The 23,670-nt window shown below is 66.0% G+C and carries 25 protein-coding genes and 1 pseudogene; 7 read left to right on the top strand and 19 right to left on the bottom strand.

The annotated features are described in order from the left end of the window. Window positions 1–38 precede the first annotated feature (38 nt). The 4 genes from ATE59_RS01700 to smc all read left to right on the top strand — a co-directional run bounded on the left by ATE59_RS01700 (window position 39) and on the right by smc (window position 5,719). Window positions 39–611: a DUF721 domain-containing protein gene (locus tag ATE59_RS01700; RefSeq protein ID WP_058811277.1), complete on the top strand. Its 573-nt coding sequence runs from the start codon at window positions 39–41 to the stop codon at window positions 609–611. A gap of 17 nt (window positions 612–628) precedes the next feature. Further along, a complete protein-coding gene (locus tag ATE59_RS01695; protein WP_058811015.1) occupies window positions 629–1,348 on the top strand; it encodes a DsbA family protein in 720 nt (239 codons plus the stop codon). Between the two features lie 37 nt (window positions 1,349–1,385). Beyond that, window positions 1,386–2,132: a thioredoxin domain-containing protein gene (locus ATE59_RS01690; protein ID WP_058811014.1), complete on the top strand. Its 747-nt coding sequence runs from the start codon at window positions 1,386–1,388 to the stop codon at window positions 2,130–2,132. A gap of 143 nt (window positions 2,133–2,275) precedes the next feature. Further along, window positions 2,276–5,719, top strand: a complete 3,444-nt coding sequence (gene smc, locus ATE59_RS01685; protein ID WP_058811013.1) for a chromosome segregation protein SMC — start codon at window positions 2,276–2,278, stop codon at window positions 5,717–5,719. 9 nt (window positions 5,720–5,728) lie between these two features. Here smc and ubiA read toward each other — a convergent pair whose 3' ends face one another. The 4 genes from ubiA to ATE59_RS01665 all read right to left on the bottom strand — a co-directional run bounded on the left by ubiA (window position 5,729) and on the right by ATE59_RS01665 (window position 9,975). After that, window positions 5,729–6,649, bottom strand: coding sequence for a 4-hydroxybenzoate octaprenyltransferase (gene ubiA, locus ATE59_RS01680; protein WP_058811012.1), 921 nt, complete (start codon window positions 6,647–6,649; stop codon window positions 5,729–5,731). Between the two features lie 73 nt (window positions 6,650–6,722). Next, window positions 6,723–7,415 carry a TadE/TadG family type IV pilus assembly protein gene (locus ATE59_RS01675; RefSeq protein ID WP_058811011.1) on the bottom strand — a complete coding sequence of 231 codons (693 nt, stop codon included), beginning with the start codon at window positions 7,413–7,415 and terminating at the stop codon, window positions 6,723–6,725. Then, the gene (locus ATE59_RS01670) at window positions 7,406–8,002 is read right to left on the bottom strand and encodes a TadE/TadG family type IV pilus assembly protein (protein WP_003046663.1); all 597 of its coding nucleotides are present in this window, start codon (window positions 8,000–8,002) and stop codon (window positions 7,406–7,408) included. The genes ATE59_RS01675 and ATE59_RS01670 overlap by 10 nt, the downstream gene beginning before the upstream one ends. Continuing rightward, window positions 7,999–9,975, bottom strand: coding sequence for a pilus assembly protein (locus ATE59_RS01665; protein WP_058811010.1), 1,977 nt, complete (start codon window positions 9,973–9,975; stop codon window positions 7,999–8,001). The genes ATE59_RS01670 and ATE59_RS01665 overlap by 4 nt, the downstream gene beginning before the upstream one ends. 204 nt (window positions 9,976–10,179) lie before the next feature. On the opposite strand from ATE59_RS01665, the gene ATE59_RS01660 reads away from it, so the two are divergent. The 3 genes from ATE59_RS01660 (at window position 10,180) to ATE59_RS01650 (ending at window position 14,416) form a co-directional block, all read left to right on the top strand. Further along, complete coding sequence (locus ATE59_RS01660; protein ID WP_058811009.1) at window positions 10,180–10,926, top strand: 16S rRNA (uracil(1498)-N(3))-methyltransferase; 747 nt, start codon at window positions 10,180–10,182, stop codon at window positions 10,924–10,926. 156 nt (window positions 10,927–11,082) lie between these two features. Next, window positions 11,083–13,002: a proprotein convertase P-domain-containing protein gene (locus ATE59_RS01655; RefSeq protein WP_058811008.1), complete on the top strand. Its 1,920-nt coding sequence runs from the start codon at window positions 11,083–11,085 to the stop codon at window positions 13,000–13,002. A gap of 40 nt (window positions 13,003–13,042) precedes the next feature. After that, entirely contained in the window at window positions 13,043–14,416 is a 1,374-nt protein-coding gene (locus ATE59_RS01650; RefSeq protein ID WP_058811007.1) for a glutamate--cysteine ligase, read from the top strand. A gap of 21 nt (window positions 14,417–14,437) precedes the next feature. Here the strand turns inward: ATE59_RS01650 and ATE59_RS01645 are convergent, their stop codons facing one another. The 15 genes and pseudogenes from ATE59_RS01645 to ATE59_RS18140 form a co-directional block, all read right to left on the bottom strand. After that, complete coding sequence (locus ATE59_RS01645) at window positions 14,438–15,109, bottom strand: glutathione S-transferase family protein (protein ID WP_058811006.1); 672 nt, start codon at window positions 15,107–15,109, stop codon at window positions 14,438–14,440. A 46-nt stretch (window positions 15,110–15,155) separates the two neighbouring features. Next, the gene (yihA, locus tag ATE59_RS01640; protein ID WP_003046680.1) at window positions 15,156–15,806 is read right to left on the bottom strand and encodes a ribosome biogenesis GTP-binding protein YihA/YsxC; all 651 of its coding nucleotides are present in this window, start codon (window positions 15,804–15,806) and stop codon (window positions 15,156–15,158) included. Then, window positions 15,803–17,554 (bottom strand): membrane protein insertase YidC, encoded by a 1,752-nt coding sequence (gene yidC, locus ATE59_RS01635; RefSeq protein ID WP_058811005.1) that lies wholly within the window; start codon window positions 17,552–17,554, stop codon window positions 15,803–15,805. The genes yihA and yidC overlap by 4 nt, the downstream gene beginning before the upstream one ends. Window positions 17,555–17,596: 42 nt before the next feature. After that, window positions 17,597–17,809 carry a membrane protein insertion efficiency factor YidD gene (gene yidD / locus ATE59_RS01630; RefSeq protein WP_003046687.1) on the bottom strand — a complete coding sequence of 71 codons (213 nt, stop codon included), beginning with the start codon at window positions 17,807–17,809 and terminating at the stop codon, window positions 17,597–17,599. Between the two features lie 195 nt (window positions 17,810–18,004). Beyond that, entirely contained in the window at window positions 18,005–18,343 is a 339-nt protein-coding gene (rnpA, locus tag ATE59_RS01625) for a ribonuclease P protein component (RefSeq protein WP_058811004.1), read from the bottom strand. Between the two features lie 41 nt (window positions 18,344–18,384). After that, complete coding sequence (gene rpmH, locus ATE59_RS01620; protein WP_003046693.1) at window positions 18,385–18,519, bottom strand: 50S ribosomal protein L34; 135 nt, start codon at window positions 18,517–18,519, stop codon at window positions 18,385–18,387. A 128-nt stretch (window positions 18,520–18,647) separates the two neighbouring features. Beyond that, on the bottom strand, window positions 18,648–18,956 hold the full coding sequence (locus tag ATE59_RS01615; RefSeq protein ID WP_058811003.1) for a PGPGW domain-containing protein: 309 nt from the start codon (window positions 18,954–18,956) through the stop codon (window positions 18,648–18,650). Window positions 18,957–19,114: 158 nt separating this feature from the next. Further along, window positions 19,115–19,957, bottom strand: a complete 843-nt coding sequence (locus tag ATE59_RS01610) for a hypothetical protein (RefSeq protein WP_058811002.1) — start codon at window positions 19,955–19,957, stop codon at window positions 19,115–19,117. Between the two features lie 105 nt (window positions 19,958–20,062). Beyond that, entirely contained in the window at window positions 20,063–20,722 is a 660-nt protein-coding gene (locus ATE59_RS01605; RefSeq protein ID WP_058811001.1) for a glutathione S-transferase family protein, read from the bottom strand. Then, window positions 20,719–21,183, bottom strand: a complete 465-nt coding sequence (locus ATE59_RS01600) for a hypothetical protein (RefSeq protein ID WP_058811000.1) — start codon at window positions 21,181–21,183, stop codon at window positions 20,719–20,721. Before ATE59_RS01600 ends, ATE59_RS01605 begins: the two co-directional genes overlap by 4 nt. Continuing rightward, window positions 21,161–21,664 carry a VOC family protein gene (locus ATE59_RS01595; protein ID WP_058810999.1) on the bottom strand — a complete coding sequence of 168 codons (504 nt, stop codon included), beginning with the start codon at window positions 21,662–21,664 and terminating at the stop codon, window positions 21,161–21,163. Before ATE59_RS01595 ends, ATE59_RS01600 begins: the two co-directional genes overlap by 23 nt. After that, on the bottom strand, window positions 21,661–22,074 hold the full coding sequence (locus ATE59_RS01590) for a VOC family protein (protein ID WP_058810998.1): 414 nt from the start codon (window positions 22,072–22,074) through the stop codon (window positions 21,661–21,663). Before ATE59_RS01590 ends, ATE59_RS01595 begins: the two co-directional genes overlap by 4 nt. Window positions 22,075–22,096: 22 nt before the next feature. Further along, a complete protein-coding gene (locus ATE59_RS01585; protein WP_058811276.1) occupies window positions 22,097–22,897 on the bottom strand; it encodes a VOC family protein in 801 nt (266 codons plus the stop codon). A gap of 43 nt (window positions 22,898–22,940) precedes the next feature. Continuing rightward, complete coding sequence (locus tag ATE59_RS18145) at window positions 22,941–23,294, bottom strand: DUF1428 domain-containing protein (RefSeq protein WP_231292920.1); 354 nt, start codon at window positions 23,292–23,294, stop codon at window positions 22,941–22,943. 69 nt (window positions 23,295–23,363) lie between these two features. After that, window positions 23,364–23,660: pseudogene (locus ATE59_RS18140) on the bottom strand (DUF1428 domain-containing protein); the annotation flags it as partial. Window positions 23,661–23,670 lie beyond the last annotated feature (10 nt).

Below are 23,670 nucleotides of genomic sequence, written 5' to 3'. Positions count from 1 at the left end.
CTGGACGCTCACCCCCCGCCTATGGCATGGCGGCGGCGATGGCGAAAGCAGGCTCCGGCGATGGCGACAAGCCCCCCAAGGCGGGCGCGAAGAAGGCGACCAAAAAGGCGCCGGCGCGCAGCTATGAGCGGCCGCGCGGCGGCGAAGCGCGCGCGATCGCCGATATGGTTCCAGAAATCGGCCGGACCGCCTTTCGCAAATTCGGCTTCATCCAGTCGTCGGTCGTCAGCCGCTGGCGCGAAATCGTCGGCGACCGGCTCGCCGATGTCACCCAGCCCGCGATGATCCGCTTTCCCGCCGGACAAAAGGCGGGTGGAACGCTGCACCTGACGATCAGCGGCGCGCACGCACCCATGCTGCAGCATGTCGCCCCCGACATCGTCGCGGCGGTCAATCGCTTCTTCGGCTATGCCGCGATCGCGAGCGTCCGCATGACGCATGGGCAGGTCACGCCCGCCCCCGCCCCCGTTCAGCAGCCGGCAATGCTGAAGCCGGTACCCGCCGAACTGGGGGATAGCCTGCGCGACATCGGCGATCCGGAGCTCAGGACCGTGCTCGAACGCATGGCCGCCGGGCTCGCCAGCGCGCCGAAACTCCCGCGCATCAGTTGAAGGAAGACGGCACGTCCATGCCCAAGATATCCGGTCGCACCCTGTCCCGCCGCACCGCCATCGGCGCCCTGTCGATCGCCGCGCTGTCGCTGGTCGCCGCCGCGCCCGCCGCTCCGGCGCCGGCCTGGTCGTCGAAGATCAGCACCAGCGCGATTGGCGCCTATATCGTCGGAAACCCCGCCGCCAAGGTGCGTCTGGTCGAATATTTCAGCTATACGTGCAGCCATTGCGGCGAATTTGCGCGCGACGGCGACGTCCCGCTCAAGACCCAATATATCGACAAGGGACTGGTGGTCTTCGAATATCGCAACCTCGTCCGCGACCCCGTCGACCTGACCGCAGCGCTGCTGGCGCGCTGCGGCGGCGCCAAGGCCTTCGCGGCCAACCACCACGCCATCTTCATGGCGCAACCGGTCTGGCTGGCGAAAGTGCAAAAGGCGCCCGAGGCGATGGTCAAGAGCTGGTATGTCGGCACCGAGAGCGAACGCGCGCGCAAGATCGCGGCCGACACCGGGCTCGGCGCGCTGATGTCGAAGCGCGGCTACACCCAGGCGCAGATGAACGCCTGTTTCGATAGCGAGGTCACGCGCGCCGAACTCGAAGGCATGACCAATATCGGCCTGGGTGCCGACCATGTGCGCGGCACGCCGGCCTTCTTCATCAACGGACGCCATGTCGATGTGACCGTCTGGTCCGCGATCAAAACGCAACTCGACGCGGCGCTGAAGGCCTCGTAAAAGCCCGTTCACGCGAATTATCCGGAGACTATCCCCAATGACCAGATTGCCCCTTCGCCCGATCCTTCTCGCCTCGATCGGCGCCCTTGCGCTCGCCGGCTGCGGCAAGGGCACGACCGACCAGTCGAAGGAACAGGCGGTCGTCGCCAAGGTCGCGGCACCCGCAGGCAAGCAATGGTCGACAACGGTCACCAAGACCGCCGAGGGCGGCTATCTGATGGGTAACCCCGACGCGCCGATCAAGATCATCGAATATGCGTCGCTGACCTGCTCGCACTGCGCCGATTTCTCGAAGGAAAGCCACGAAGAGATCAAGCGCGACTTCATCGACAGCGGCCGTGTCAGCCTGGAAGTGCGCAACTTCATCCGCGATCCGCTCGACGCGATGGCCGCGGCGGTCGCGCATTGCAGCCCGGTCGATCGCTATTTCCCGCTACAGGAAAATGTCTTTGCCTCGCAAGCCGAACTGTTCGCCGGCGCGCAGGCCAATCCCAAGGGCGGCGAAGCCGCGATGGCGCTGCCCCCCGCGCAGCGCTTTCCCGCGCTCGCCAAAGCCTGGAAGCTTGAAGAGTTCTTCCAGTCGCGCGGCGTAACCGCCGACCAGATCAACGCCTGCCTGTCGAACGTCGACAATATCAGCAAGCTTGAGCAGATGACCAACAAGGGCATCGAACAGTTCAAGATCCAGGGCACGCCGACCTTCGTCATCAACGGCCAGGTCGCCGAAGGCATCACCACCTGGGGCCCGCTGCGCGACCGCCTGCGCACCATGGGCGCCCGCTAAAGGCAATAGTCCTCCCCGCCGCCCGCGACGGGGAGGCGGCACCCCTTGCGACTCGACCGCCCACGCGCCATGACGGTGTCAGGGGGATATGTGACAGCAAGGTTGCACCGGCTCCGATTCGCTGACCTGCACGAGGTGGCTTCGTGCAGATAAGACGCCTGCGCCTGACCGGTTTCAAAAGCTTCGTCGAGCCAACCGAATTGCGGATCGAACCCGGGCTGACCGGCGTCGTCGGTCCGAACGGCTGCGGCAAATCAAACCTGCTCGAAGCGATCCGCTGGGTGATGGGCGAATCGAGCCCCAAATCCATGCGCGGCGGCGGGATGGAGGATGTGATCTTCGCCGGCACATCGCAGCGCCCGCCGCGCGATTTTGCCGAGGTTGCCATCCATTGCGATACCGAAGGCAATGTCGTCGCGGGCCTGTCCGACGCGAGCGAAGGGCATGAACTCGAGATCATCCGCCGTATCGAACGCGGCGCGGGCAGCGCCTATCGCGCCAACGGACGCGACGTCCGCGCCAAGGATGTCGCGCTGATCTTTGCCGACGCCGCGACCGGCGCGCACAGCCCCGCCCTCGTCAGTCAGGGCAAGATCGCGAACGTCATAGCCGCCAAGCCGACCGACCGCCGCGCGATGCTGGAGGAAGCGGCGGGCATCGCTGGTTTGCACGTCCGCCGCAAGGATGCCGAGCAAAAGCTGCGCGCGACCGAAACCAACCTCAATCGCCTGTCCGAAATCGTCGCCGACATGGAAGTGCGCGCAAATGCGCTGCGCCGTCAGGCGCGGGCGGCGGAAAAATATCGCAAGCTCAGCGACGATATCCGTATCGCCGAAGGCCGGCTGATCTACGCGCGCTGGCGCGATGCCGCCGCCGCCGCCGATCGGGCGCGCCGCGACGCCGATGCCGCCGAAGCTGCCGTGAGGGCCGCGCAGTCCGAACTCGAAACCGTTTCCGCCGCGCAGGTCGAAGTGGCGACGCGCGTCGGTAGCGCGCGCGCCGAGGCGCAGGCACAGCGCGATGCACTCGCCGAGGCGACCGCGACGCTTGTCCGCCTGCAGGGCGAGGAACGTGCCGCGCGGCAACGGCTCGACGATCTGGCGGCGCAGCAGGCGCGGCTCGCCGAGGACCGGGCGCGCGAGGGCGAATTGGCGCGCGACGCCCATGCCGCCCTGACCGCGCTCGACGCCGAAGCGAAGCGCCTGACGCAGGACATTGCCGCGCACGACGCGGGCAAGGCGGCGCTGGTCGAGGCGCATCAGGCGGCGCAGGCACGCCTCCGCGATGCCGAGGTCGCACTCGCGCAGGCACGAGCGAAGGCGGCGAGCGAAGCCGCCGACCGCCGCATAGCGGTGTCGGCGCGCGACACGGCCGAGGCCGCCGTCCGGCGCATCGCCGGCGACCGTCAGCGGGTCGAGGCCGAAATCGCCGCATTGGGCGACAGCGCCGCCCTCGCCGCGACGCAGGCCGAAAGCGCCCGCAGCGCCGAACAGGCCGAAGCGGCGATAGCTGCCGCGGAAACCGCGCTGCACGAGGCCGAGGCCGACCGCGAAGCGATCGCGGTCGATCTGGGCGCAATCGATGCCGGTCTTGCCGAAGCGCGTGCGGCGCTCGCCGCGCTCGACGGCGAGGCGGCAACGCTCGAACGCGCGCTCGCCGCCGCCCGCACCGACGACGACCGCATCCTCGACCGGCTGCGCGTGACGCCGGGCCACGAGGCGGCCCTCGCCGCCGCGCTCGGCGACGATCTCGACGCCGGGACCGACCGCGACTCCGCGCGCAGCTGGGGCGGCGCCGATACCGACAAGAACGACCCGGCGCTGCCGGCAGGCACGCAGCCGCTCGCAGCCTTTGTCCAGGCGCCCCCGGCGCTCGCGCGGCGGCTCGCGCAGATTGCAGTTGCCGATCGCGACACCGGCCAACCGCTCGCGGTCGGCCAACGGCTGGTCACCCTGGACGGCGTGATGCGCCGCTGGGATGGTTTCGTCACGCGCGGCGACGGCGCGACGGCGACCGAGCGGCTGCAGCGGCAGAATCGCCTCGACGCGCTCGCCGCGCAGCGCCCGCAAGTTGAACTCGGGGTGCAGGAATTGCAGGATCGCCGCGATACTGCGGCAACGCAGCTTGCCGAGCGAACCGACGCCGCCGCCGCGGCGCGCAGGGCGCTCGCGAGCGCCGACGAGGCACGCCGCACCGCGCTGCGTGCCGCCGATCAGGCGCAGGCCGCGCTCGACCGTCACCGCGACGCCGCCGCGCTGTTCGACCGTCGGCTCGCCGAAATTGCGGCGGCCGGGAGCGACGCCGCTGCGGACCTTGCCGCAAAGGAGGCGGCGCTCGCCGCGCTCCCCGACGACAGCCTCGCGCGCGCGGCGCTTGAGGGTGAAGAAAGTGCAACCGACCGCGCGCGGGGCGACGCCAATGGTGCGCGCGACGCGCTCGCTGATCATGAGCGCGCGCTCGCCGGGCTAAGCGAGCGACACGCGGTCGTCGGTGCCGAGATCAAGAGTTGGAAGGCGCGCGCGGGCGAAGCGGCAAGGCGTGTGACCGACATGGACAAGCGCGCCGAAGCGCTGACAACCGAAGCGGCGAAGCTTGCGGGCCTGCCCGAAAAGCTCGCCGCCGATAGCGAAGCCGCGGCGGCCCGGCAGACGGAGGTGCGCGGCAAGGTGCGCGCCGCCGAGGCGCAGGAGCGCGAAGCCGAAGCGGCGCTGCGCGAAGCCGAAGCGGCGCTGACGACGATCCGCGAGCGCGTCGCCGCGGCGCGCGAGATACGCGCCGGCGCGGTGGCACGCTCCGAAAATGCCGAGCTGCGCCGCATCGAGATGGGGCGCCTGTCGGGCGAGCGCTTCGAATGTCCGCCCCCCTTGCTACCGCAGAAGGTCGGGTTCGAGAGCGATGGCGTCGACGATGCAAGTGCCGAGTCGGCCGCGCACGACCGGCTGATCGGCGAACGCGAGCGGCTGGGGCCGGTCAACCTCGTCGCCGCCGACGAGCTTGCCGAACTCGACGTCGAACGCGAACGAAGCGCCGCCGAGATCGAGGAGCTGCAACAAGCGGTCAACCGGCTGCGCGGCTCGATCGGCAACCTCAACCGCGAGGGTCGCGTTCGCCTGCTCGCCGCCTTCGCGACGGTGAACGAACATTTCCAGCGCCTGTTCACCACGCTGTTCAACGGCGGGCAGGCGCATCTCGAACTCGTCGATTCGGACGATCCGCTCGAGGCCGGGCTGGAGATCATGGCGCAGCCGCCGGGCAAGCGCCTCGGCACGCTGACCCTGCTCTCGGGCGGCGAACAGGCGCTGACCGCCGTCGCGCTGATCTTCGGCCTTTTCCTGACCAATCCGGCGCCGATCTGCGTCCTCGACGAAGTCGATGCGCCGCTCGATGACGCCAATATCGAACGCTTCTGCGACCTGCTCGACCGGATGACGCGCGAGACGAAGACCCGCTATCTGATCGTCACCCACAATGCGGTGACGATGGCGCGCATGCATCGCCTGTTCGGGGTGACGATGATCGAAAAGGGCGTCAGCCGCCTCGTCTCGGTCGACCTTGGCGGCGCCGAAGAACTGCTTGCGGCCGAATAGGCGCCCGCGTCAGGGCGCGCTGCCGACCACCAGCATCGCCGCGAAGACCAGCAACCCCGCAAAACGATTGCTGCGGAATTTGGCGAGCGCGTCGGCGCCATTGTCGAGGTCGAGCGTGACGACCTGCCCCGTCAGGTGCAGCGCGGCGGGGATCAAGGCAACAAGCACGAGGGCATCGGGACGAACATTCCAGAGCGCCCCCGCCCAGCCGCCAAGCGCTACGGCGTAGCAGAGCGCGACGCCGGCCTTCACATGCCGCCCCATCGCGCGCGCGCTCGATTTCACGCCGACGAGCGCGTCATCTTCGATATCCTGAAGCGCATAGATGGTATCATAGCCGATCACCCAGGCGATCGTTCCCGCATAGAGGAAGGGCAGCGCCAGCCCGCCTTGATCGTTCGCGCCGCCGCCGACCGCGATCCAGCCGACGAGCGCGCCCCAACTGAAGACAAGGCCGAGCCATGCCTGCGGCCACCAGGTGATCCGCTTCATGAAGGGATAGGCGGCGACCAGCACGAGGCTGGCCACCGCGACGATCTGCGCCGGCAGGGGCAGGCGCAGCAGTACAACGAGCCCGATCATCGACAGCAGCAATGTCCACATCAGGGCGTTGCGCACCGACACTTCGCCGCTCGCAACCGGGCGCACCGCGGTGCGCGCCACCTTCGCGTCGAGGTCGCGGTCGACGATGTCGTTGTAGACGCAGCCCGCGCCGCGCATCACGATCGCGCCGAGCAGCATCCATAGCAGCAGCGGCCAGTGCGACCAGGCTCCACCCGCCAGCGCCACACCCCAGGCGCAGGGCCAATAGAGCAGCCACCAGCCGATCGGCCGGTCGAAGCGCGCAAGCAGCGCATAGGGGCGCATGCCTGCGGGCAGGATCGTCAGAAAGCCCTGATGCTGGCTGTCGGGGGTGTGCGTCGCTGTCATCGCCGCCCGCGCGATAGCAGGCGGCGCGGCGACAATAAATGGGGCATCGGCGTTCGGCCGCGCCCCGCGCGGATCAGGTGCAGGTCATCTTCGTTGCCGCCGGCGACGGATTATAGACGCCGTCGCCGCCCGCCGGACCCTGAAGGTCGCGGCCTTCGCGGATATTGAAGGCCGCGGTCGTGCGGATAACGCGCGGCCCGAGCCAGGCGGCAAAGGCAAGCGGCTGATATTCATAAGAGACTTCGACGAACATCACGGCGGTCCCGGTCGATGCGGTGACTTCCGCGCCCGGTTTGCCCATCCCTTTGAATGCGGTGCCCGTCTTGCCGGTCCCTTGCAGACCATAGGCCGAATTCACCGGATAATTCCCATAGCAGCGTTGCCAGTGTATCCACTGGCCGCCGCTCGAGTTGCGCTCGAGGCTCGACAGGATGATGCGGCCGTGCGCCTTGAAGTCCAGCCCGCGCGACTGCTCCTCGACGCCTGCGAAGACCTCATTGATATCGACTTCGCGCACCCGCGGCAGCGACAGGTCGCTGCCATAGGCGATACGCGATGCGTTATCGGCGGCGCTCAGCGCCACCTGGCTGATGCGCGTGTTCGCCAGCGTCAGATTGGCGATCTCCAGCCCCCCGAAGCCAAGAAACACGAGCAGCGGCATCGTGAAGGCGGTTTCGATGAGCACGACGGCCTTGTCGTCGCGCGCGAAGCGCACCAGCCGGGCGGTGCTGCGCCGGGCGTGGGCAAGGATGCGGGTCAGTTGCATATCACCTTACTCGTCACGGTATTGACGTTATACGGCTGGTTGCGGAGCACGGTCGTCGCGTAGAGATAGGTTTCCGGCGGCTGGCCGAGCATGCGCCACACCGGCAAAATGCGTTCGAACTTCATCTTCGCGGTATAGAGCACGACATCCTCGGCGCCGCCGTTGCCGTTCGCACCCTGGTCGGCATCCCAATTATTGTTGCCGTTGCGATCTTCGAAACATTCACCCGAATCATAGCGGTTGTTGTTGTTGGCATCGGTGAAGGGCTCGGGCTTGCCGACGTCGTTGAAACTTTCATAGGATTTGCGGGTGAAAGTGACCGGGGCGCCGGGAAAGACATTCTGAACCTGATCGCGCACCGCCGCGTCGATCAGCGTCTGGCTCGACGCCGCCGTTTCGAGGGTCGAGGCCCGCGCCGCGTTGCTGACGGCACCTTGCAGCACCTGCTTGGCGTACATCTGCCACGTATAATCGAACAGGCCCATCAACAGCAGGATGAAGACCGGCGCGATCAGCGCGAATTCCAGGATCGCCGTGCCGCGCTGGTGGCGGCGAAGGCGGCGGAGGAGCGACGGTATCCGGATCATTGCGAGAGCCTCAGCTTCGAAATCTGGCGCGCGATCGCCTGGAAATTGTCGTTGAGCTGCGAAGCGTTGGAGGCTTCATAGGCCTTGCCCGGCGTCGCGCAGGTCGTGAGCTGGGTGTTGAGCGAGGTGCCGAAGCCGACCACCCAGATGGTGATATTCTTCGCCTTCGCCTTTTCGCAAAGCTGGAGGAAGCGGTTGTTGTGCCGGTCGGTCAGATTGCTGTCGCTGGTCCCGCCGACACGCTGCATCGTCCATTCATAGCCCTGGAAGGTCAAATTGCCCATATTCGCCGACATGTCGCCGTCGGTCATGAAGACGATATGGCGGCTGATCGGGCGCTTGTTCGGCGCTTCGGCATTTTCGTCGGCGAACATGCCGTCGGGCGACAGGAGGCGGATGCCCCAGACCATGCCCGAATCATGATAGGTGCCGCCGACGGGCTGCAAGGCGTTGATGTAGGTGTTGAAGCTGGAACGGTCGCTCGCCGTCATCGTCGTCAGCTTCATCGAGGGCGCGGGGCAGACGCCCCAGCCGCTGCTCCAATATTTGGAGTAACGCTGCCAGCTGCCGCCCGACGTGCTGTCGCTCGACACGCTGCTGCTGTTGACATTGAGCGAACTCGTCGTTCCCGACGACGACGGATTCTTGGCGCGCGGGAAAGCGATTTCGGGAATCAGCACTTTCCACTTGGTCCCGTCGTCGCTCGTCGGCGCGCTGTCGACATCCATGTCGCGGGCGCCGGCCGGCGCGGTCTGCGTCGGACCGAAGGCGACGGTTTCGCGCTCCATGACACATCCGCCCCAGGTGGCCGAATAGTTGGTGCCGCTGTCGCCCGTGTCGGTGACAATCGCCGAGCCCGCCTTCGCCTGCGTGACGTCGAAAACGCGATCTTCGTAGCGATATTTATTATCGAAGGTCTGGATCGGCTCTTCGGTCGTCGTCGTTGTCGAGGTGCGCGTATAGGTCGCAACGCGGCGCTGAAGGCGGCACTTGCTGCTCGACCAGGTATATTGGTAATTATAATAGGTATAAGTCTGCGAGTTGTTGTTGGTCGTGACGCGGTTGCCGTCGCTATCAAAGGTCTGCCCGGTCTGGTTGACGGTCGGCGACCCGCTCGGTGACGGCGTCGTGTCGGCCGGCGGCTCCAGATTGCCGCAGCTGCTGCTGTTCTGGCCGCTGACGGTGCTGACGTTGGACCAATTGCCGTAGGTGACGCTGCCCGTTGACGAGCCGTTTTCGACGGTCTGGCCATTACCGTAGGTGATCTTGAAGATCGGCGTGCGCGAAGGCAGCAGCACATTGTTCGACAGCCAGTCAGGATTCTTCGCATAGAGAATCGAGCCGACATTGGCGCTCGAGCTGTACGGCACGACGCCGAACCGCAGGCGGCCGTCACCGACATCGGCGGTGGTCAGCGTGTCGAAGAAGTTCATCGTCGCGGTCTTGAGCGCGCTGATGCGATTGACCGAGTCGCCCGAATTGGTCGTCGCCATCGAGCCGGTAACGTCGAGCACCATCATGATGTCGGCGTTCGAGATTTCCAGCTTCGCGGTGCAGTTGACCGCAAGGTCGAATTGCTTGGTCCCGAATATCTTCATGATATCGGTGGGCAGCGTAACCTTGGCTTCGCCGACGACGTTCGACGTCCCCTGCGCCTTCGATTTGAAATCGACGCCGCTGCTTGCATACATTCCCGACGGGAAGTTGAAGGCGAACATCTTGTTCGCTTCGCCTTCGGCGTTCGAATCATAATCGCCGCCCTGCATCGCGCGGCGGCCCGCGAGCACGCCCGCATCGCACGCCTGCTGCAGGCGAAGCTCGGCCATATAGGCACGGCCGATATCGACGCCCGACCCTACGAGCGCCACGATCGGCACGAGCGCGCCCGCCGTCAGCATCATCGTGTTGCCGCGCGTATCGCGGCAGAAGGTCGAGATGCCGGCCCGCAGGCGGCTGAAAACGGTCCCTCGCATGGTCTAAAACCCCTCTTGGCCCGGCCGCGCGACCCACCAGATGCGCGGCTGGTAGCCTTGCACCTAGGAGGAAACTGCTTACCAAATCGCTAATCGGCCTGACCGGGAATGGCAGTTTTTCGGGGATTCTGGCCCGAAACGGAACAATCGAGCCCGCGCAAAGCAAAAGATGCGCGAAGATTGTGCCTCTGCTATCGCCCAGCCATGCCCGCGACACCTGCCTGGCCGCCCGCCAGCACGCCCCGACTCTATACCGACACGCCGCTTGCCGCCGGCGCGATGGTGGCGCTCGACGGACCGGCGGCGCATTATCTGCTAAACGTCATGCGCGCGAAGCCGGGCGATCCGCTGCTGCTGTTCGACAATCGCAGCGGCGAGTGGCTCGGCGCGGTCGCCGAAGCGTCGAGGCGGGCGCTTTCGATCCGCATCGAACACCAGATGCGCCCGATCGAACGCGTGCCCGACCTCTGGCTCTGTTTTGCCCCGGTGAAAAAGGCGCGGCTCGACTGGATCATCGAAAAGGCAACCGAACTCGGCGTCGCGCGGCTCCAGCCCGTCATCACCGAACGCACGATCGTCGAGCGCGTGAAGCAGGAGCGGCTCGCCGCACAGATTGTCGAGGCCTGCGAACAATGCGGCCGGACCGCGCTCCCCGACCTCGCCGATCCGGTCAAACTCCCCCAGCTGTTGAAAGACTGGCCGGTCGGTCGCGCGCTACTCTTCGCCGACGAAGCCGGCGGGGCTCCGCTCGCTGCAGTCGCCGCGCCCGCCCCCGCTGCCATTCTGACCGGCCCAGAAGGCGGTTTCACCGACCGCGAACGCGCGATGCTGATCGACCATAATTCGGTGAAGCGTATCGCGCTGGGACCGCGTATCCTGCGGGCCGAAACGGCCGCGATTGCAGCAACGGCGCTATGGATGGCGCAGCATGGCGACTGGCGCGGCGGTTAGAAGCTGTTTCATATTGAAACAAGAATGCTGCCAAACTGGCAGTTATTAACTCCAAATTAGGGATGTTGCAGGCAGAGGGTCGCCATGCAACGGCGGGACCAAAGCCGAGGACGCTGGCGTGGGGGCCAGCGGACGCTGCCAATCAGGGCATGGACCATGCTCCTGTGGCTGGCGATGGCGCTCGTCGTTGCACCCGCTGCCCGTGCGCAGACCACCACGACATACAGCAACACGACCGGCGGCGCGATCAGCAACGGCACCCCCTGTTCATCGCCGCTCGTCCGCAATTTCACGGTATCGACCAGCTATATCGTCGGCGACGTCGATCTTGGCGTCCTCGCAACCCATACGTGGCGCGGCGACCTCAGGATCACATTGCAGTCGCCGGCGGGCACGCGGGTCCAGCTTGTGAATGGCGACACCAACAATATTTCGGGTGACAATTTCAACGTGCGGCTGAACGACGGCGGCGCGCAGACGGTCAACACCGACGGAAATAGCGTAACCCATTCGACTAGCGCGCCGCCCTATCAAAACGACTTCAGCCCCAATTCGCCGCTGTCGGCGTTCAACGGCGAAAATGCGCAAGGCACATGGCGGCTCGAGATTTGCGATCAATATCCGCAGGCGGACAACGGCAATTTCGTCCGCGCCGACCTGTATCTGACCAGTCTGCCCGCCAACTATGCCGATCTGTCGCTGACCAAGAGCGTCAGCAACGCCGCCCCGGCGACGGGATCGAGCATCAGCTACACGCTGGCCGTCACCAATGCGAGCGGATCGCCGGCGACCGCGACCGGCGTCACCGTGCTCGACACGCTGCCGGCCGGCTTCAGCTTCACGAGCGCGACCGGATTCGGCAGCTATAACAGTACGACCGGCGTCTGGACGGTCGGCAGCGTCCCGCCGGGTGCGACCCGCACGCTGACGATCAGCGGCACGGTCAACGCGACATCGGGCGCGACGATCCTCAACAGCGCCGAAATCACGGCATCTTCGGCACCCGACCTCGATTCGACGCCGGGCAATGGCGCGACCGGCGAAGATGATTATGCCGCGGCCAGTTTCACCGTCTCGGGCAGCCGCGTCGCGGGCGTGCCGCCGGTGCTGATCTGCCCGGCCGGATCGACGCTGCACGATTGGGACAGCGTGAGCTGGTCCGCCGGCACGACGAGCGGCAGCTATGCGCTGACCGCCATCGGCACGATGAACGTCAACATCGCGATCAGCGGCGGCAGCTTTCTGAGCAACGCCACCTATGGCGGCCAGTCGCCGACGCGGCAGAATGTCGTCACCGGCGGCCTGTCGCCTGCGCAATATTCGATCTTCGAGATCGTCGACTTCACAAGTCAGGCGGGCGTCGTCTCATCGACGATCAGTCTGCCGACCGCAGTGCCGGGCGCCCAATTCACGCTGTTCGACATCGATTATGCCTCGGGCCAGTTCGCCGACCGCGTGACCGTTACCGGCAGCTTCAACGGCACCATCGTCTATCCAACGCTGACCAACGGCGTCGCCAATTATGTCGTCGGCAACAGCGCCTATGGCGACGCCACCTCCGCCGACGGCAGCGCCAACGGCAATGTCGTCGTCACCTTTGCCGCGCCGGTCGACACCATCACCATCGAATATGGCAGCCACAGCCTTGCCCCGGCGAATCCGGGGCAGCAGGGCATGGCGATTCACGACATCAATTTCTGCCGTCCGGTCGCCAATCTGCTGATCGCGAAGACGAGCAGCATCGTCAGCGATCCGGTCAACGGCACGACCAATCCCAAGGCGATTCCCGGTGCCACCATGCGCTATTGCCTGCTGGTGACCAACGGCGGCAGCGCGACCGCGACGGCGATCTACGTCGCCGACCCGCTGCCCGCGACGACCAGCTTCGTTCCCGGTTCGCTGCGCAGCGGCACCAGCTGTGCCGGCGCGACGACCGGGGAAGACGACAATGCCACGGGGGCCGACGAAAGCGACCCGTTCGGCGCCGCGATCGCCGGGACAACGGTGTCGGCCTCGACCGCGGCACTTGGCCCCGGCAGCGCCTTTGCAACGGTCTTCGACGTAACCGTCAACTGACCCCTTCCAAGATGCCGCGAGGCCGCTTACATGCGCTGCCATGAGCACGCGGCAGGTTTCAGATCAAAACGATCCCATCATCGAAAGCCGCGACCAGCTCGCGGCCCCCATGATCAAGGGCGAAAAGCCCAAGGAGCGGTGGCGGATCGGCACCGAGCACGAGAAATTCGTCTATCGCACCAGCGATCACCGGGCGCCGAGCTACGACGAACCCGGAGGTATCCGCGACCTTCTGATGGCGCTCACGCGCTTCGGCTGGGAGCCGGTGATCGAGGGCGGTCATGTCATCGCGCTCGCGGGTAGCGACGGCACCGTCAGCCTGGAACCCGCGGGCCAGCTTGAACTGTCGGGCGCGCCGCTCGAAAATCTGCATCAGACCTGCGCCGAAACCGGCCGCCACCTGAAGCAGGTCAAGGAAGTCGGCGCCGAGCTCGGCCTCGGCTTCCTCGGCGTCGGCATGTGGCCCGACAAGACGCGCGCCGAACTGCCGGTCATGCCCAAGGGCCGCTACAAGATCATGCTGAACCATATGCCGCGCGTCGGCAGCATGGGGCTCGACATGATGCTGCGCACCTGCACCATCCAGACCAACCTCGACTATGCGAGCGAGGCCGACATGGTGCAGAAGTTCCGGGTGAGCCTGGCGCTTCAGCCGCTCGCGACCGCTCTCTTTGCTTCCTCGCCCTTTACCGAGGGCCGCCCCAATGGCTTCATGTCGTACCGGAGCCATATCTGGACCGACACCGATCCGGCGCGCACGGGCATGCTGCCGTTCGTGTTCGAGCATGGCTTCGGTTATGAACGCTATGTCGACTACATGCTCGACGTTCCGATGTATTTCGTCTTCCGCGACGGCCAATATATCGACGCCGCGGGCCTCAGCTTTCGCGATTTCACGAAGGGTGAGCTGTCGGTCCTGCCGGGCGAACTGCCGCGGCTTTCCGACTGGAACGACCATCTGTCGACCGCCTTCCCTGAAGTGCGGTTGAAGAGCTTTCTCGAAATGCGCGGCGCCGACGGCGGCCCGTGGAACCGCATCTGCGCGTTGCCGGCACTCTGGGTCGGGCTGCTCTACGATCAGGGCGCGCTCGATGCCGCATGGGATCTGGTCAAGGGCTGGAGCATCGAAGAACAGCAGGCGCTGCGCGATGCGGTGCCCAGCGAGGGCCTCGACGCGCCGGCGCCCGACGGCGGGACGCTCGGCGAACTTGCGCACCGCGTCCTCGATATCGCGGCCGCGGGCCTGGCGGCGCGGGGCGAGGTCAATTCGATGGGCGATAACGAGGTCGGCTTCCTCGAACCGTTGCGGCGGATCGCCAAGAGCGGCAAATCGCCCGCCCACGACCTGCTCGACCGGTACGAGGGTGCCTGGCATCACGACCTGTCGAAAATCTACGACGAGCAGAGTTTCTGAGCGCACTGCCGGGTCGGTGCGTCAGTCCTGCTGCGCGCCTTCGAACTGCTCGATGACCCAGTCTTCGGCCTGCGCGCCGCCGATCCATTCCTGCATATGCGGATGGCTGACGACCGCCTGGCAGTAAGGCAGGGCAAAGCGCGGCAACGGGATCGAATAGGTGATAAAGCGCGTCACGACCGGCGCGAACATCATGTCGGCGGCCGACCAGTCGCCGAACAGATAATCACCCTCGCCCCCGAACCGCGCGCGCGCCTCGGCCCAGATCTGGAGGATGCGGACGACGTCGGCCTGCACCTCGGGCAACAGCTCCGCGGCGGGATAGATGCGGCGGATATTCATGCTGTGGTGGCGGCGTAGCGCCGAGAAGCTGGCGTGCATTTCGGCCGCCATCGACCGCGCCATTGCGCGCGCCGCCATGTCGGCGGGCCAATAGCCGCGGGCGCCGCCCGTTTTTTCGTTGAGATAGTCGATGATCGCCAGACTGTCCCAGACGACGATATCGCTGCCGTCCCACAGGATCGGCACCTTGCCGCCCGACGGCGCGAATTCATCGCCCTCGCGGCGGCGATTCCAGTCCTCGTCATAGAGCGGAACCGTGACTTCCTCGAACGGCAGACCGCTGTGGCGGGTGGCGAGCCAGCCGCGCAGGCTCCAGCTCGAATAGGCCTTGTTCCCGATGAAGAGTTTCATGCGGTCTCCATATTCCCATCCCGCTTGCGGGAGGGGAGACATTTCGTCAACTCTCCACCGCCTCCAGCACCGCGGTGCGCAGCTCGGCGATGCCCATGCCCTTTTCGCTGCTCGTCACGATCACCTCGGGGTGCGCGGCGGGATGCTTGCGGGCCTCGGCCTCGGTGGCGGCGTGGACCGCGGCGAGTTCGCTCGCCTTGATCTTGTCGGCCTTGGTCAGCACGACGCGGTAACTGACCGCGGCGGTGTCGAGCATTTCGAGCACCTCGCGGTCGACATCCTTGAAGCCGTGCCGGCTGTCGATCAGCACCAGCGTCCGCTTGAGCACCTGGCGCCCGCGCAGATAGTCGTTGACCAGAAAACGCCATTTCTTGACGACATCCTTGGGCGCCTTCGCAAAGCCATAGCCCGGCATGTCGACAAGGCGGAACACCAGCGGATTGCCGACGTCGAAATAGTTGAGCTCCTGCGTGCGCCCCGGCGTGACCGAGGTGCGAGCAAGCCCGTTGCGATTGGTCAACGCGTTGAGCAGCGACGATTTGCCGACGTTCGAGCGGCCGGCAAAGGCGATCTCCGGGACGCTCGGCGCGGGCAGATGCTGGAGTGCGGGCGCCGATTTCAGAAAGGCGATCGGACCCGCAAACAGCTTGCGGGCGCGTTCGCCGCGATCTTCGGCCGCCGGATCGATCTCGCTCACTTTACCGGCGCCGCCCGGAGTTGCGGGAATTTGCGATACATCCACTGCTGCTGCGCGATCGACAGGCAGTTGTTGGTGATCCAGTAAAGCAGCAGGCCCGCCGCGAAGGGCGCCATGATGAACATGAACATCCACGGCATGATCTTGAACACCTGTTGCTGCACCGGATCGGTCGCCTGCGGATTGAGGCGGAACTGCAGGAACATGGTGATGCCCAGGAGCAGCGCGAGCGGCCCGAGCGCGAGCAGCGACGGCGGCGTGAAGGGCAGCAGGCCGAAGAGGTTTAGGAAGTGCAGCGGATCGGGCGCCGACAGGTCGCGAATCCACAATGCGAAGGGCTGGTGCCGCATTTCGATCGTCAGCATCAGCACCTTGTAGAGCGCATAGAAGATCGGAATCTGGATGACGATCGGCAGACAGCCCGCGAGCGGATTGATCTTTTCGTCCTTGTAGAGCTTCATCAGCTCCTGCTGCATCTTCGGCTTGTCGTCCTTGTGACGTTCCTGCAGCGCCTTCATCTTGGGCTGGACGAGGCGCATCTGCGCCATCGAATGGAACTGACGCTGCGCGATCGGGAACATCAAGCCGCGAATGATGACGGTGAGCAGCATGATCGCGACGCCGAAATTGCCGATCTGGCGGAACAGCCAGTCGAGCAGTTTGAAGATCGGCACCTCGAAAAATTCGAACCAGCCCCAGTCGATCGCATTCGACAGGCGCGTGATGCCCTGCTGGTCCTGATAATGCGACAGGATGCTGACTTCCTTCGCGCCGGCGAAGATACGACTGGTGGTCGACACCTGCGTTCCCGGCGCCACCTGTTTGAAGTCGCGCGCGAACAGCGTCTGATAATTGTCCGTCGCCGGCGCGGTGATCGACGCGGTGACGCGCTCATCCTTCGCCGGGATCACCGCAGCGAGCCAATATTTGTCGGTGAAGCCAAGCCACGCCGCCGAATTATATTTGAAGGCGCCGCCTTCATCGAGATTTTTGTAATCGACGTCGAACACCGACTTGCCGTCCAGATAGCCGGTCGGACCAACGTGGATCGTCCAGCTGTCCTTTTCGTGCGGGTCGGTCGGCTTGCCGAGGCGGTCGATCAGCGCGAAGCTGCTCGCCGCGACCGGCGCGCTGCCCGCGTTCGCGATCGTCTGCTTGGCGGTGATCAGATACTTGTCGTCGATGCTATATTCGACGCGGAAGGTCTGGCCGGTCGCGTTCGACCAGCTGAGCGTCACGGGGGTCGCCGGGGTCAGCTTCGTGCCGCTGGCAGTCCACAGCGTCGTCGGCCCCGGAACCTCGATCCCCTGCGCCGACCAGCCGACGCTCGCGAAATAGGCGGCCTTGCTGTTGCCCGGCGCGAACAGGCGCACCGGCGGCGCGTTCTTTTCGATCGTCTGGCGATATTTGGTCAACGTGATGTCGTCGATCCGCGCGCCCACAAGGTTGATCGACCCTGCGAGCGACGGGGTTTCGATCGGCACCCGATTGCCCGTGGCGAGCGCAGCCTCGACCGGCAGAATCGTCGTCTTGGCGACCGGTGCCGCGACCGCGGGCGTGCCGGATGGGGGCGCACTGGCGGGCTGGCCTTGTGACGCCGCGGGAGTCGCACCGGGCGCGCCGGCGACGGTCTTGGTCACGTCGGGCTTTGCCGGGGTGGGAAAGAATTTCTCCGAAACGAAATTCCAGCCGAGCAGGATCGCCACCGACAGTAAAATTGCCGCGATCAGGTTACGCTTGTCGTCCACGCTCTTCGGTCTCTCTTCTGATCAATGTGGGGAAATGCCGCATCAAGGTACGGGGTCGTAGCCGTGGCCGCCCCAAGGATGGCAGCGCAATAGCCGCTTTGTCGCCAGCCAGCCACCCTTGATCGCACCATGGCGTTTCAGCGCTATGATCGCATATTCGCTGCACGACGGCGCATAGCGGCACGTCGGCGGCAGGATGCGCGACGGGCCCAATTGCCAGGCACGGGCGATCAGGATGAGCAAGCGGGCAATCATGGAAAACGCCCGGAAAAATGCGCAACTTCACACGCGCTTGCACCAATTGCGGCGCCATGACCCGGGTCGGGAAGGGGCACGGAGCGCATATCCGCAGAAAACTGCGCAACTTCATTCGCGATTCGCGGTTTGCGGCGTGAAACGGATGGGGTCATGTCTGGACGCTATGCCATCGGAACAATGTAGGACAGCCGGTCATTTCGCCAGCTTCCTTGCCGCGCGCTGCAGCGCCGAATCGAGATGCTCACCCAGTTCGGCAAAGGCGATGTCGTTGCCGCCCGGCCGCCCGATCATCACATGGTCGGCGCCCGCGATTCCCCGCGCGGCAAGCGCGGCGCGGGCGAGCGCGCGGAAACGGCGCTTCATCCGGTTGCGGGTGACGGCATTGCCGACCTTCTTGCTGACGGTAAAGCCAATGCCCGGCGCATCGTCGCCGTCGCCGCGCGGGCGCACGAGCAGGACAAAGCCGGGCATGGGAAAGCGAAGGCCGCGGTTGGCGGCCAGAAATTCGCTGCGTTTGGAAAGCGTTCGCACCAGCCCCAGCTCCTTTTGGGCTGGCGGCGAAGCGTCGGCGATTAGGCCGACAGCTTCTTGCGGCCGCGCGCGCGGCGGGCGGCGAGAACCTTGCGGCCGCCGACGGTCGCCTTGCGGGCGCGGAAGCCGTGACGGCGCTTGCGCACGAGGCGGCTCGGTTGATAGGTGCGCTTCATCGCGGTATCCCCAAATTCTCTTCAATCGGTGCAACGAAAAAGGGCCGCCAAGCGAGGGCGGCCGCTGATCGAGGCGCGGATAAGCGAGAGTCGGGCGAAAGTCAATCGCCCTCGACGCCCGATCGCGATCAATCCGCATCGAGCGCCTCGATCGCGGCGCGGGCGCGGCGGCGCGCGGCGCTGACCCGGCGCATGACGCGGTCGGTCCAGGCACCATAGCGCGGATGGCGGCGCTTGAAGCGGACATAGCGGCGTTTCGCCCAGGCGCTGTTCTGCAGGACCAGCATCAGTCCGACCGGAAACAGGATGATGAAGCCGGGGCCGGGCAGCGGGCCGATCAGCACCGCGACGATCATCAGCAGCCCGCCGAGGCAGAAGAGCGCGCTGCGCACCTGCGCGTTCGATCGCAATCGCTGGTATAAGCCGCGCTTTGCCATGGCGGGCGATGTGGGGAGCGTCGAGGCGTGTTGCAAGGGTAAGGCAGCTTGGCGCGCCAACGCCTTTTTCGTCATCCCGGATCAAGTCCGGGATGACGATGATGGATATGATAAAGAGCGACCGCGACCGGCCCTTCCCAATGGAGCGACGGCGATACTCAGTTCAGCGGGACGAAACGCGCCATATCGTCGCGGGTCAGGTAGCGCACCTGATCGAAGGGGGTGGCGTTGGTCAGCGCATAGAAGGCGCGGGCATGCGCGTCGTCCATGCCCATTTCGCGGTAGAGGCCGATATATTCGGCGTGGACGGGATCGCTGGCGGGATAGTCCTTTGCCTCGCGCCCATATTCGTCGGCCCAGCTGTGGACGCCGAATTCGGCATCGGGAGCGGCGCGGCGGGTGGAACCGGCGAGCCAGAGCTCGACCGCACCCGACCGCACCGAACCGCCGCTCGGGACGACGGTTTCCAGACCCGCCCGGCGAATCGCGCGGGCGAGAATCAGATTGGCCTCTTCATCGAGGCTGCCGGGGCAGTCGATCATCTCGAGCCGCTTCACGCCCGGAAAGGCCGCGAGCATCGCGGCGAACTGGCGCGGCGTCGCACCATCGACATCGCCGCTCATCCGCGCCGTCGTGCCGTCGACGACCGCAAAGGGGCCAAAGCGCGTCTTCGCCGGGCCGCGCATCGCCAGCCCGGCGCCGGGCGCGTAGCGCCGCGTCGCGCCCAGATCGGCCTCGTCGGCAACCCCAGTGTCGTCCCCAGCATCGTCGAGCAGCGCGGCGGTGTCGTCGTCAGCCGCGAATTCGTCAGCGTCTTCGGCGCCCGCATCCCCGGCGCCGGGGGTGTCGTCGTCGATCCATGTCACGATGGTCGTCACCGTGGTCGTGACCGTCACCAGCTGCTGCGCCCGCGCCTGCGCCGGCGCGAAGGCGAGCAGCGCCGCGAACAACGCGACGAGCAGCGTCCGGAGAAGCGCGGCGGGGGCGACAGGCGAAACCATCGCCCCGCCTTCGCGCGCGCGCGGTTCCCAAATGGCAAAGCACCACCGTCAGCGCGGCGTTAACCGCATATCGGGACGCCCCCAGTCAGTTCGGAACGCGGAGGCTCAGTCGCGGTCGGGGGCGCCCAGCGGGAAATAGCTGCGATAGGGGCGGGCATCCTCGATGCAGCGCGCCACCGACGGCCGCGCGAGCAGGCGGGCGCGGTAGGCGCGCACTTTGGCGTGAGCCGGGTCGATCGGATGCACCCAGTCGGCATAGAAGAGCGCCGGGGCCGCGGCGCAATCGGCGAGCGTGAAACCATGGGGCGTCGCCCAGCCATCATCGCCGAGCCGCAACTCGAGCCAGCCATAGACCTGTTCGAGCTGATCGCGGGCGCGGGCGACGCGGGCCAGATCGGGCGTTTCGGTGATGAAGGGCAGATATTCGGCCACCGCGGCCTGAAAGCGCGCCTGGAAATGATTGTCGAATATCCGGTCGAGGAAGCGCACCTCCAGCGCCGCCTGCGGATCGGCGGGAATCAGCCGCGGGCCGGCGTCCGAGCGCTGATCGAGATATTCGGCGATGATGCTCGCCTCGAACAGCGGGCGCCCGTCATCGACGATCAGCGGAAATTGCCCGACCGGCCAATGCGCCCGCAGTTCGTCATAATGGGTGAAGGGCGGCTCGGTCTCAATCGCGCGGAATTCGTGCGCAACCTCCTTTTCGTAAAAGGCGATCTGCGCCTTCCACGTATAGGAGGAAAAGGGGTGTCCATAGAGGATCATCGGTCATTCTCCTGCCGCATCGACAGCCACGCAAGCGGCAGGCCGATGAAAGCGATATGCGGAAATAATGCGATCGCGCCCTTGGCGAGATCGGCAGGCGGAAAGGGTGCACCGAAGCGCAGCGGCAGCACGATCGCGTTCATCACCAGATAGAGGACGAGGCCATAGAGTGTGCCGCTGAGCCACCACGGCCTGCGCAGCGCGGGGATTCGCGCCGCCGCGGCGAACCAGACGCCGACCATCGCCGCCATGATCGCATAGTGGGTAGCGAGCCCCGCGAGCGCGCCCGCCGCGCCCCAGTCGGCAGCACCGTCGCCAAAGGGGCCCTTGGCGACGCCGCGTAGCATCCGCCCGGGATCGCTGCCCGCGAGCACGCTCCACACCGCAGCATAGAGGATGTCGAGCGTGCCGCAGAGCGCCCAGGCGAAGAGGAAGGGGCTACGCCGCGCCAACGGCGTCACCCCGCACCGCGGCCTCGATCGCCGCGATGTCGATCTTTTTCATCGTCATCATCGCATCGAAGGCGCGCTTCGCCACCCCCTTGTCGCTGCTCGTCGTCGCTTCGATCAGGATCCGCGGGGTGATCTGCCAGTTGAGGCCCCATTTGTCCTTGCACCATCCGCACGCGCTTTCGGCGCCGCCATTGCCGACGATGGCGTTCCAATAGCGGTCGGTTTCTTCCTGCGTTTCGGTCGATACCTGAAAGGAAAAGGCCTCGCTGTGCGGAAAGATCGGGCCGCCGTTCAGCCCGACGCACGCGATACCCAGAACGGTGAACTCGACGGTCAGCGCATCGCCTTCCTTCCCGCCGGGAAAATCGCCGGGGGCGCGGTGAACCGGTCCGACCGCGCTGTCGGGAAAGGTCGCGGCGTAGAATTGCGCCGCTTCTTCGGCATCCTTGTCGTACCAGAGGCACAGCGTCACGGGGGGCTTGCTCATCATCCTTCTCCCTTCAGCGGATGGCCGATCGACCAGAGGTGGCCGAACGGGTCCTTCACCTGGGCGTAGCGATCGCCCCAGAACATGTTTTCGGGTGCCATCACCGACGTCGCGCCCGCCGCGATCGCGCGGTCGTACCAGCGGTCGGCATCGTCGACCTGCAGGTGCAGCGTCACGCCCGACGGCGCGGCCATCGCTTGGCCCGAATATTCGGGGAAATCGTCGTGCATCATCAGCGACGATCCGTTGATATGCAGATGCGCATGCATCAGCCGCACGCCGTCCTCGGCCGGCATCCGCACCTGTTCGACGGCGCCGAACGCCTGTTTGTAAAATTCGATCGCCTCGCTTGCCCGCTTGTCGGCGATCGCGATATGCGGGGTCAGTCCGCCGGTCGGCCCTTGATTCTCCATCGTCTCTCTCCCTTCTTTCGGTTCAGCGGCGCGGGCCGACGAGGCCGAAGGCGGCGCCCTGCGGGTCGAGCCCGGTTGCGGAAAATTCGCCCCCGGGGATTTCATGCGGGCCGCTGAGCAGTTGCCCGCCCTCGGCGGCAACGGCGGCCAGCGCGCGGTCGATGTCGTCGACGCCGATATAATAGGTCCAGGCGGACACCGGCATCTGCGGCATGCGCGGCATGACCGCGCCGATGCCGATGTCGCCGAGTTGCAGGAAGCGGTAGCTGCCCATCGCGCCCATATCCATCGCGCCCTCCTGCCCCCAGCCGAAGTGGCGGCGGTAGAAGGCGATCGCGGCTTCGGGGTCGTCGGTCGACAGCTCGTTCCAGCGGGCATGCTGCGCCTCGGTCACCGAAAAGACGTCGCTCGTCATGCCCTCCATGCCCGGCGGCGGCACCGGGTTCATGACATAGAAGGGCGCGCCCTGCGGATCGCTGACCATCGCGATGCGACCGACGGGCAGGTCGGTCGCGGGCATATGGACGCTGCCGCCGTCGGCGGTGATCGCGGCGACCGCCGCATCGACATCGGGCGTGTAGAGATAGCCGAGCCAGCCCGGCCGCGCGCCGCCCGCGAGCATATCGGCATTGAGCGCCAGCATGCCGCCGGCATTGCCGCCGTCGCTGCGCCCGATCATGCGGTAATCGACACCGCCGGGCGCCGCGGGATCGGCGGCGCCCGCGATCGTCCAGCCGACGACGGCGCCATAGAAGCGCGCCGCGCCATCGGGATCGCCGGTCATCAGTTCGTACCAGATGAAGCTGCCCTTGGGGTTCGTCATCACCATTCTCCGTTTCGTATCTGGGGAAGGAAGGGCCCTGAGGTCAGGCGTCGAGGATCGGCGCGAAGCCGCCGTAGATCATGCGCTTGCCGTCGAAGCACTGGTCGGCCGGGTCGTGCCGCATACGGTCGTCGGCCATGATCTTGTCCCAACCCGCGACGCGCGTTTCCTTGTCGGGCCATTCGATCCAGCTGAACACGATATTTTCGTCCGCTTCGGCGTGGGCCGCGCGGCGATAGTCGGTGACCTTGCCGTCCGGCACATCGTTGCCCCAGCATTCGAGGACGCGCGTCGCGCCATGGTCGAGAAAGACGACCGCGGCCTTTTCGGCGAGCGCGCGATAGGCGTCGCGATTGGCGGTCGGAACCGCGACCACAAAGCCGTCGGTATACCCCATCGGGCCGCCCAGCCCTTCCTCGACGATCGAGGCGAAGCCCGCACCGATCATCCGCTGGCCGTCGAAGGGCATTGCCGCGCCCATCGCCTGCATACGCGGATCGCTCATCATCTTTTCGGTCGCGGCGTCGCGCGCCGCGCGATCGGGATATTCGAACCAGGAAAAGACGATCTCCTCGCCCTCCTTTGCCTGCACTGCGGTCCGGAAGTCGTTGACCTTGCCGACGGGGACGTCATCGCCCCAGCATTCGACATGGCGGCGGACGCCGAATTCCTTGAACAGCGCCACCGCATCGGCGGCATGCTCGCGATAGGCGTCCTTCGCATTGGCAGGCACCGCCAGCACAAAGCCTTCGACATAGGTCATCGTCTCTCTC

The organism is Sphingopyxis sp. A083, from assembly GCF_001468495.1.
GTDB lineage: Bacteria > Pseudomonadota > Alphaproteobacteria > Sphingomonadales > Sphingomonadaceae > Sphingopyxis > Sphingopyxis terrae.
The sequence above is the reverse complement of the archived record's forward strand: the minus strand, read 5'-3'. Positions and strand labels throughout refer to the sequence as shown.

Coding starts and splice junctions, on each gene's coding strand:
- rpmH (WP_003046693.1), bottom strand. CDS start 18,519: ATGAAGCGCACCTATCAACCGAGCCGCCTCGTGCGCAAGCGCCGTCAC.
- ATE59_RS01590 (WP_058810998.1), bottom strand. CDS start 22,074: ATGGAGAATCAAGGGCCGACCGGCGGACTGACCCCGCATATCGCGATC.
- ATE59_RS01610 (WP_058811002.1), bottom strand. CDS start 19,957: ATGGTTTCGCCTGTCGCCCCCGCCGCGCTTCTCCGGACGCTGCTCGTC.
- ATE59_RS18145 (WP_231292920.1), bottom strand. CDS start 23,294: ATGGGGTATACCGACGGCTTTGTGGTCGCGGTTCCGACCGCCAATCGC.
- ATE59_RS01665 (WP_058811010.1), bottom strand. CDS start 9,975: ATGCGAGGGACCGTTTTCAGCCGCCTGCGGGCCGGCATCTCGACCTTC.
- ATE59_RS01615 (WP_058811003.1), bottom strand. CDS start 18,956: ATGGCAAAGCGCGGCTTATACCAGCGATTGCGATCGAACGCGCAGGTG.
- ATE59_RS01675 (WP_058811011.1), bottom strand. CDS start 7,415: ATGCAACTGACCCGCATCCTTGCCCACGCCCGGCGCAGCACCGCCCGG.
- ATE59_RS01605 (WP_058811001.1), bottom strand. CDS start 20,722: ATGATCCTCTATGGACACCCCTTTTCCTCCTATACGTGGAAGGCGCAG.
- ATE59_RS01655 (WP_058811008.1), top strand. CDS start 11,083: ATGCTCCTGTGGCTGGCGATGGCGCTCGTCGTTGCACCCGCTGCCCGT.
- ATE59_RS01650 (WP_058811007.1), top strand. CDS start 13,043: ATGAGCACGCGGCAGGTTTCAGATCAAAACGATCCCATCATCGAAAGC.
- ATE59_RS01585 (WP_058811276.1), bottom strand. CDS start 22,897: ATGACGAACCCCAAGGGCAGCTTCATCTGGTACGAACTGATGACCGGC.
- ATE59_RS01660 (WP_058811009.1), top strand. CDS start 10,180: ATGCCCGCGACACCTGCCTGGCCGCCCGCCAGCACGCCCCGACTCTAT.
- ubiA (WP_058811012.1), bottom strand. CDS start 6,649: ATGACAGCGACGCACACCCCCGACAGCCAGCATCAGGGCTTTCTGACG.
- ATE59_RS01670 (WP_003046663.1), bottom strand. CDS start 8,002: ATGATCCGGATACCGTCGCTCCTCCGCCGCCTTCGCCGCCACCAGCGC.
- ATE59_RS01700 (WP_058811277.1), top strand. CDS start 39: ATGGCGAAAGCAGGCTCCGGCGATGGCGACAAGCCCCCCAAGGCGGGC.
- ATE59_RS01645 (WP_058811006.1), bottom strand. CDS start 15,109: ATGAAACTCTTCATCGGGAACAAGGCCTATTCGAGCTGGAGCCTGCGC.
- ATE59_RS01695 (WP_058811015.1), top strand. CDS start 629: ATGCCCAAGATATCCGGTCGCACCCTGTCCCGCCGCACCGCCATCGGC.
- ATE59_RS01595 (WP_058810999.1), bottom strand. CDS start 21,664: ATGATGAGCAAGCCCCCCGTGACGCTGTGCCTCTGGTACGACAAGGAT.
- ATE59_RS01690 (WP_058811014.1), top strand. CDS start 1,386: ATGACCAGATTGCCCCTTCGCCCGATCCTTCTCGCCTCGATCGGCGCC.
- yidD (WP_003046687.1), bottom strand. CDS start 17,809: ATGATTGCCCGCTTGCTCATCCTGATCGCCCGTGCCTGGCAATTGGGC.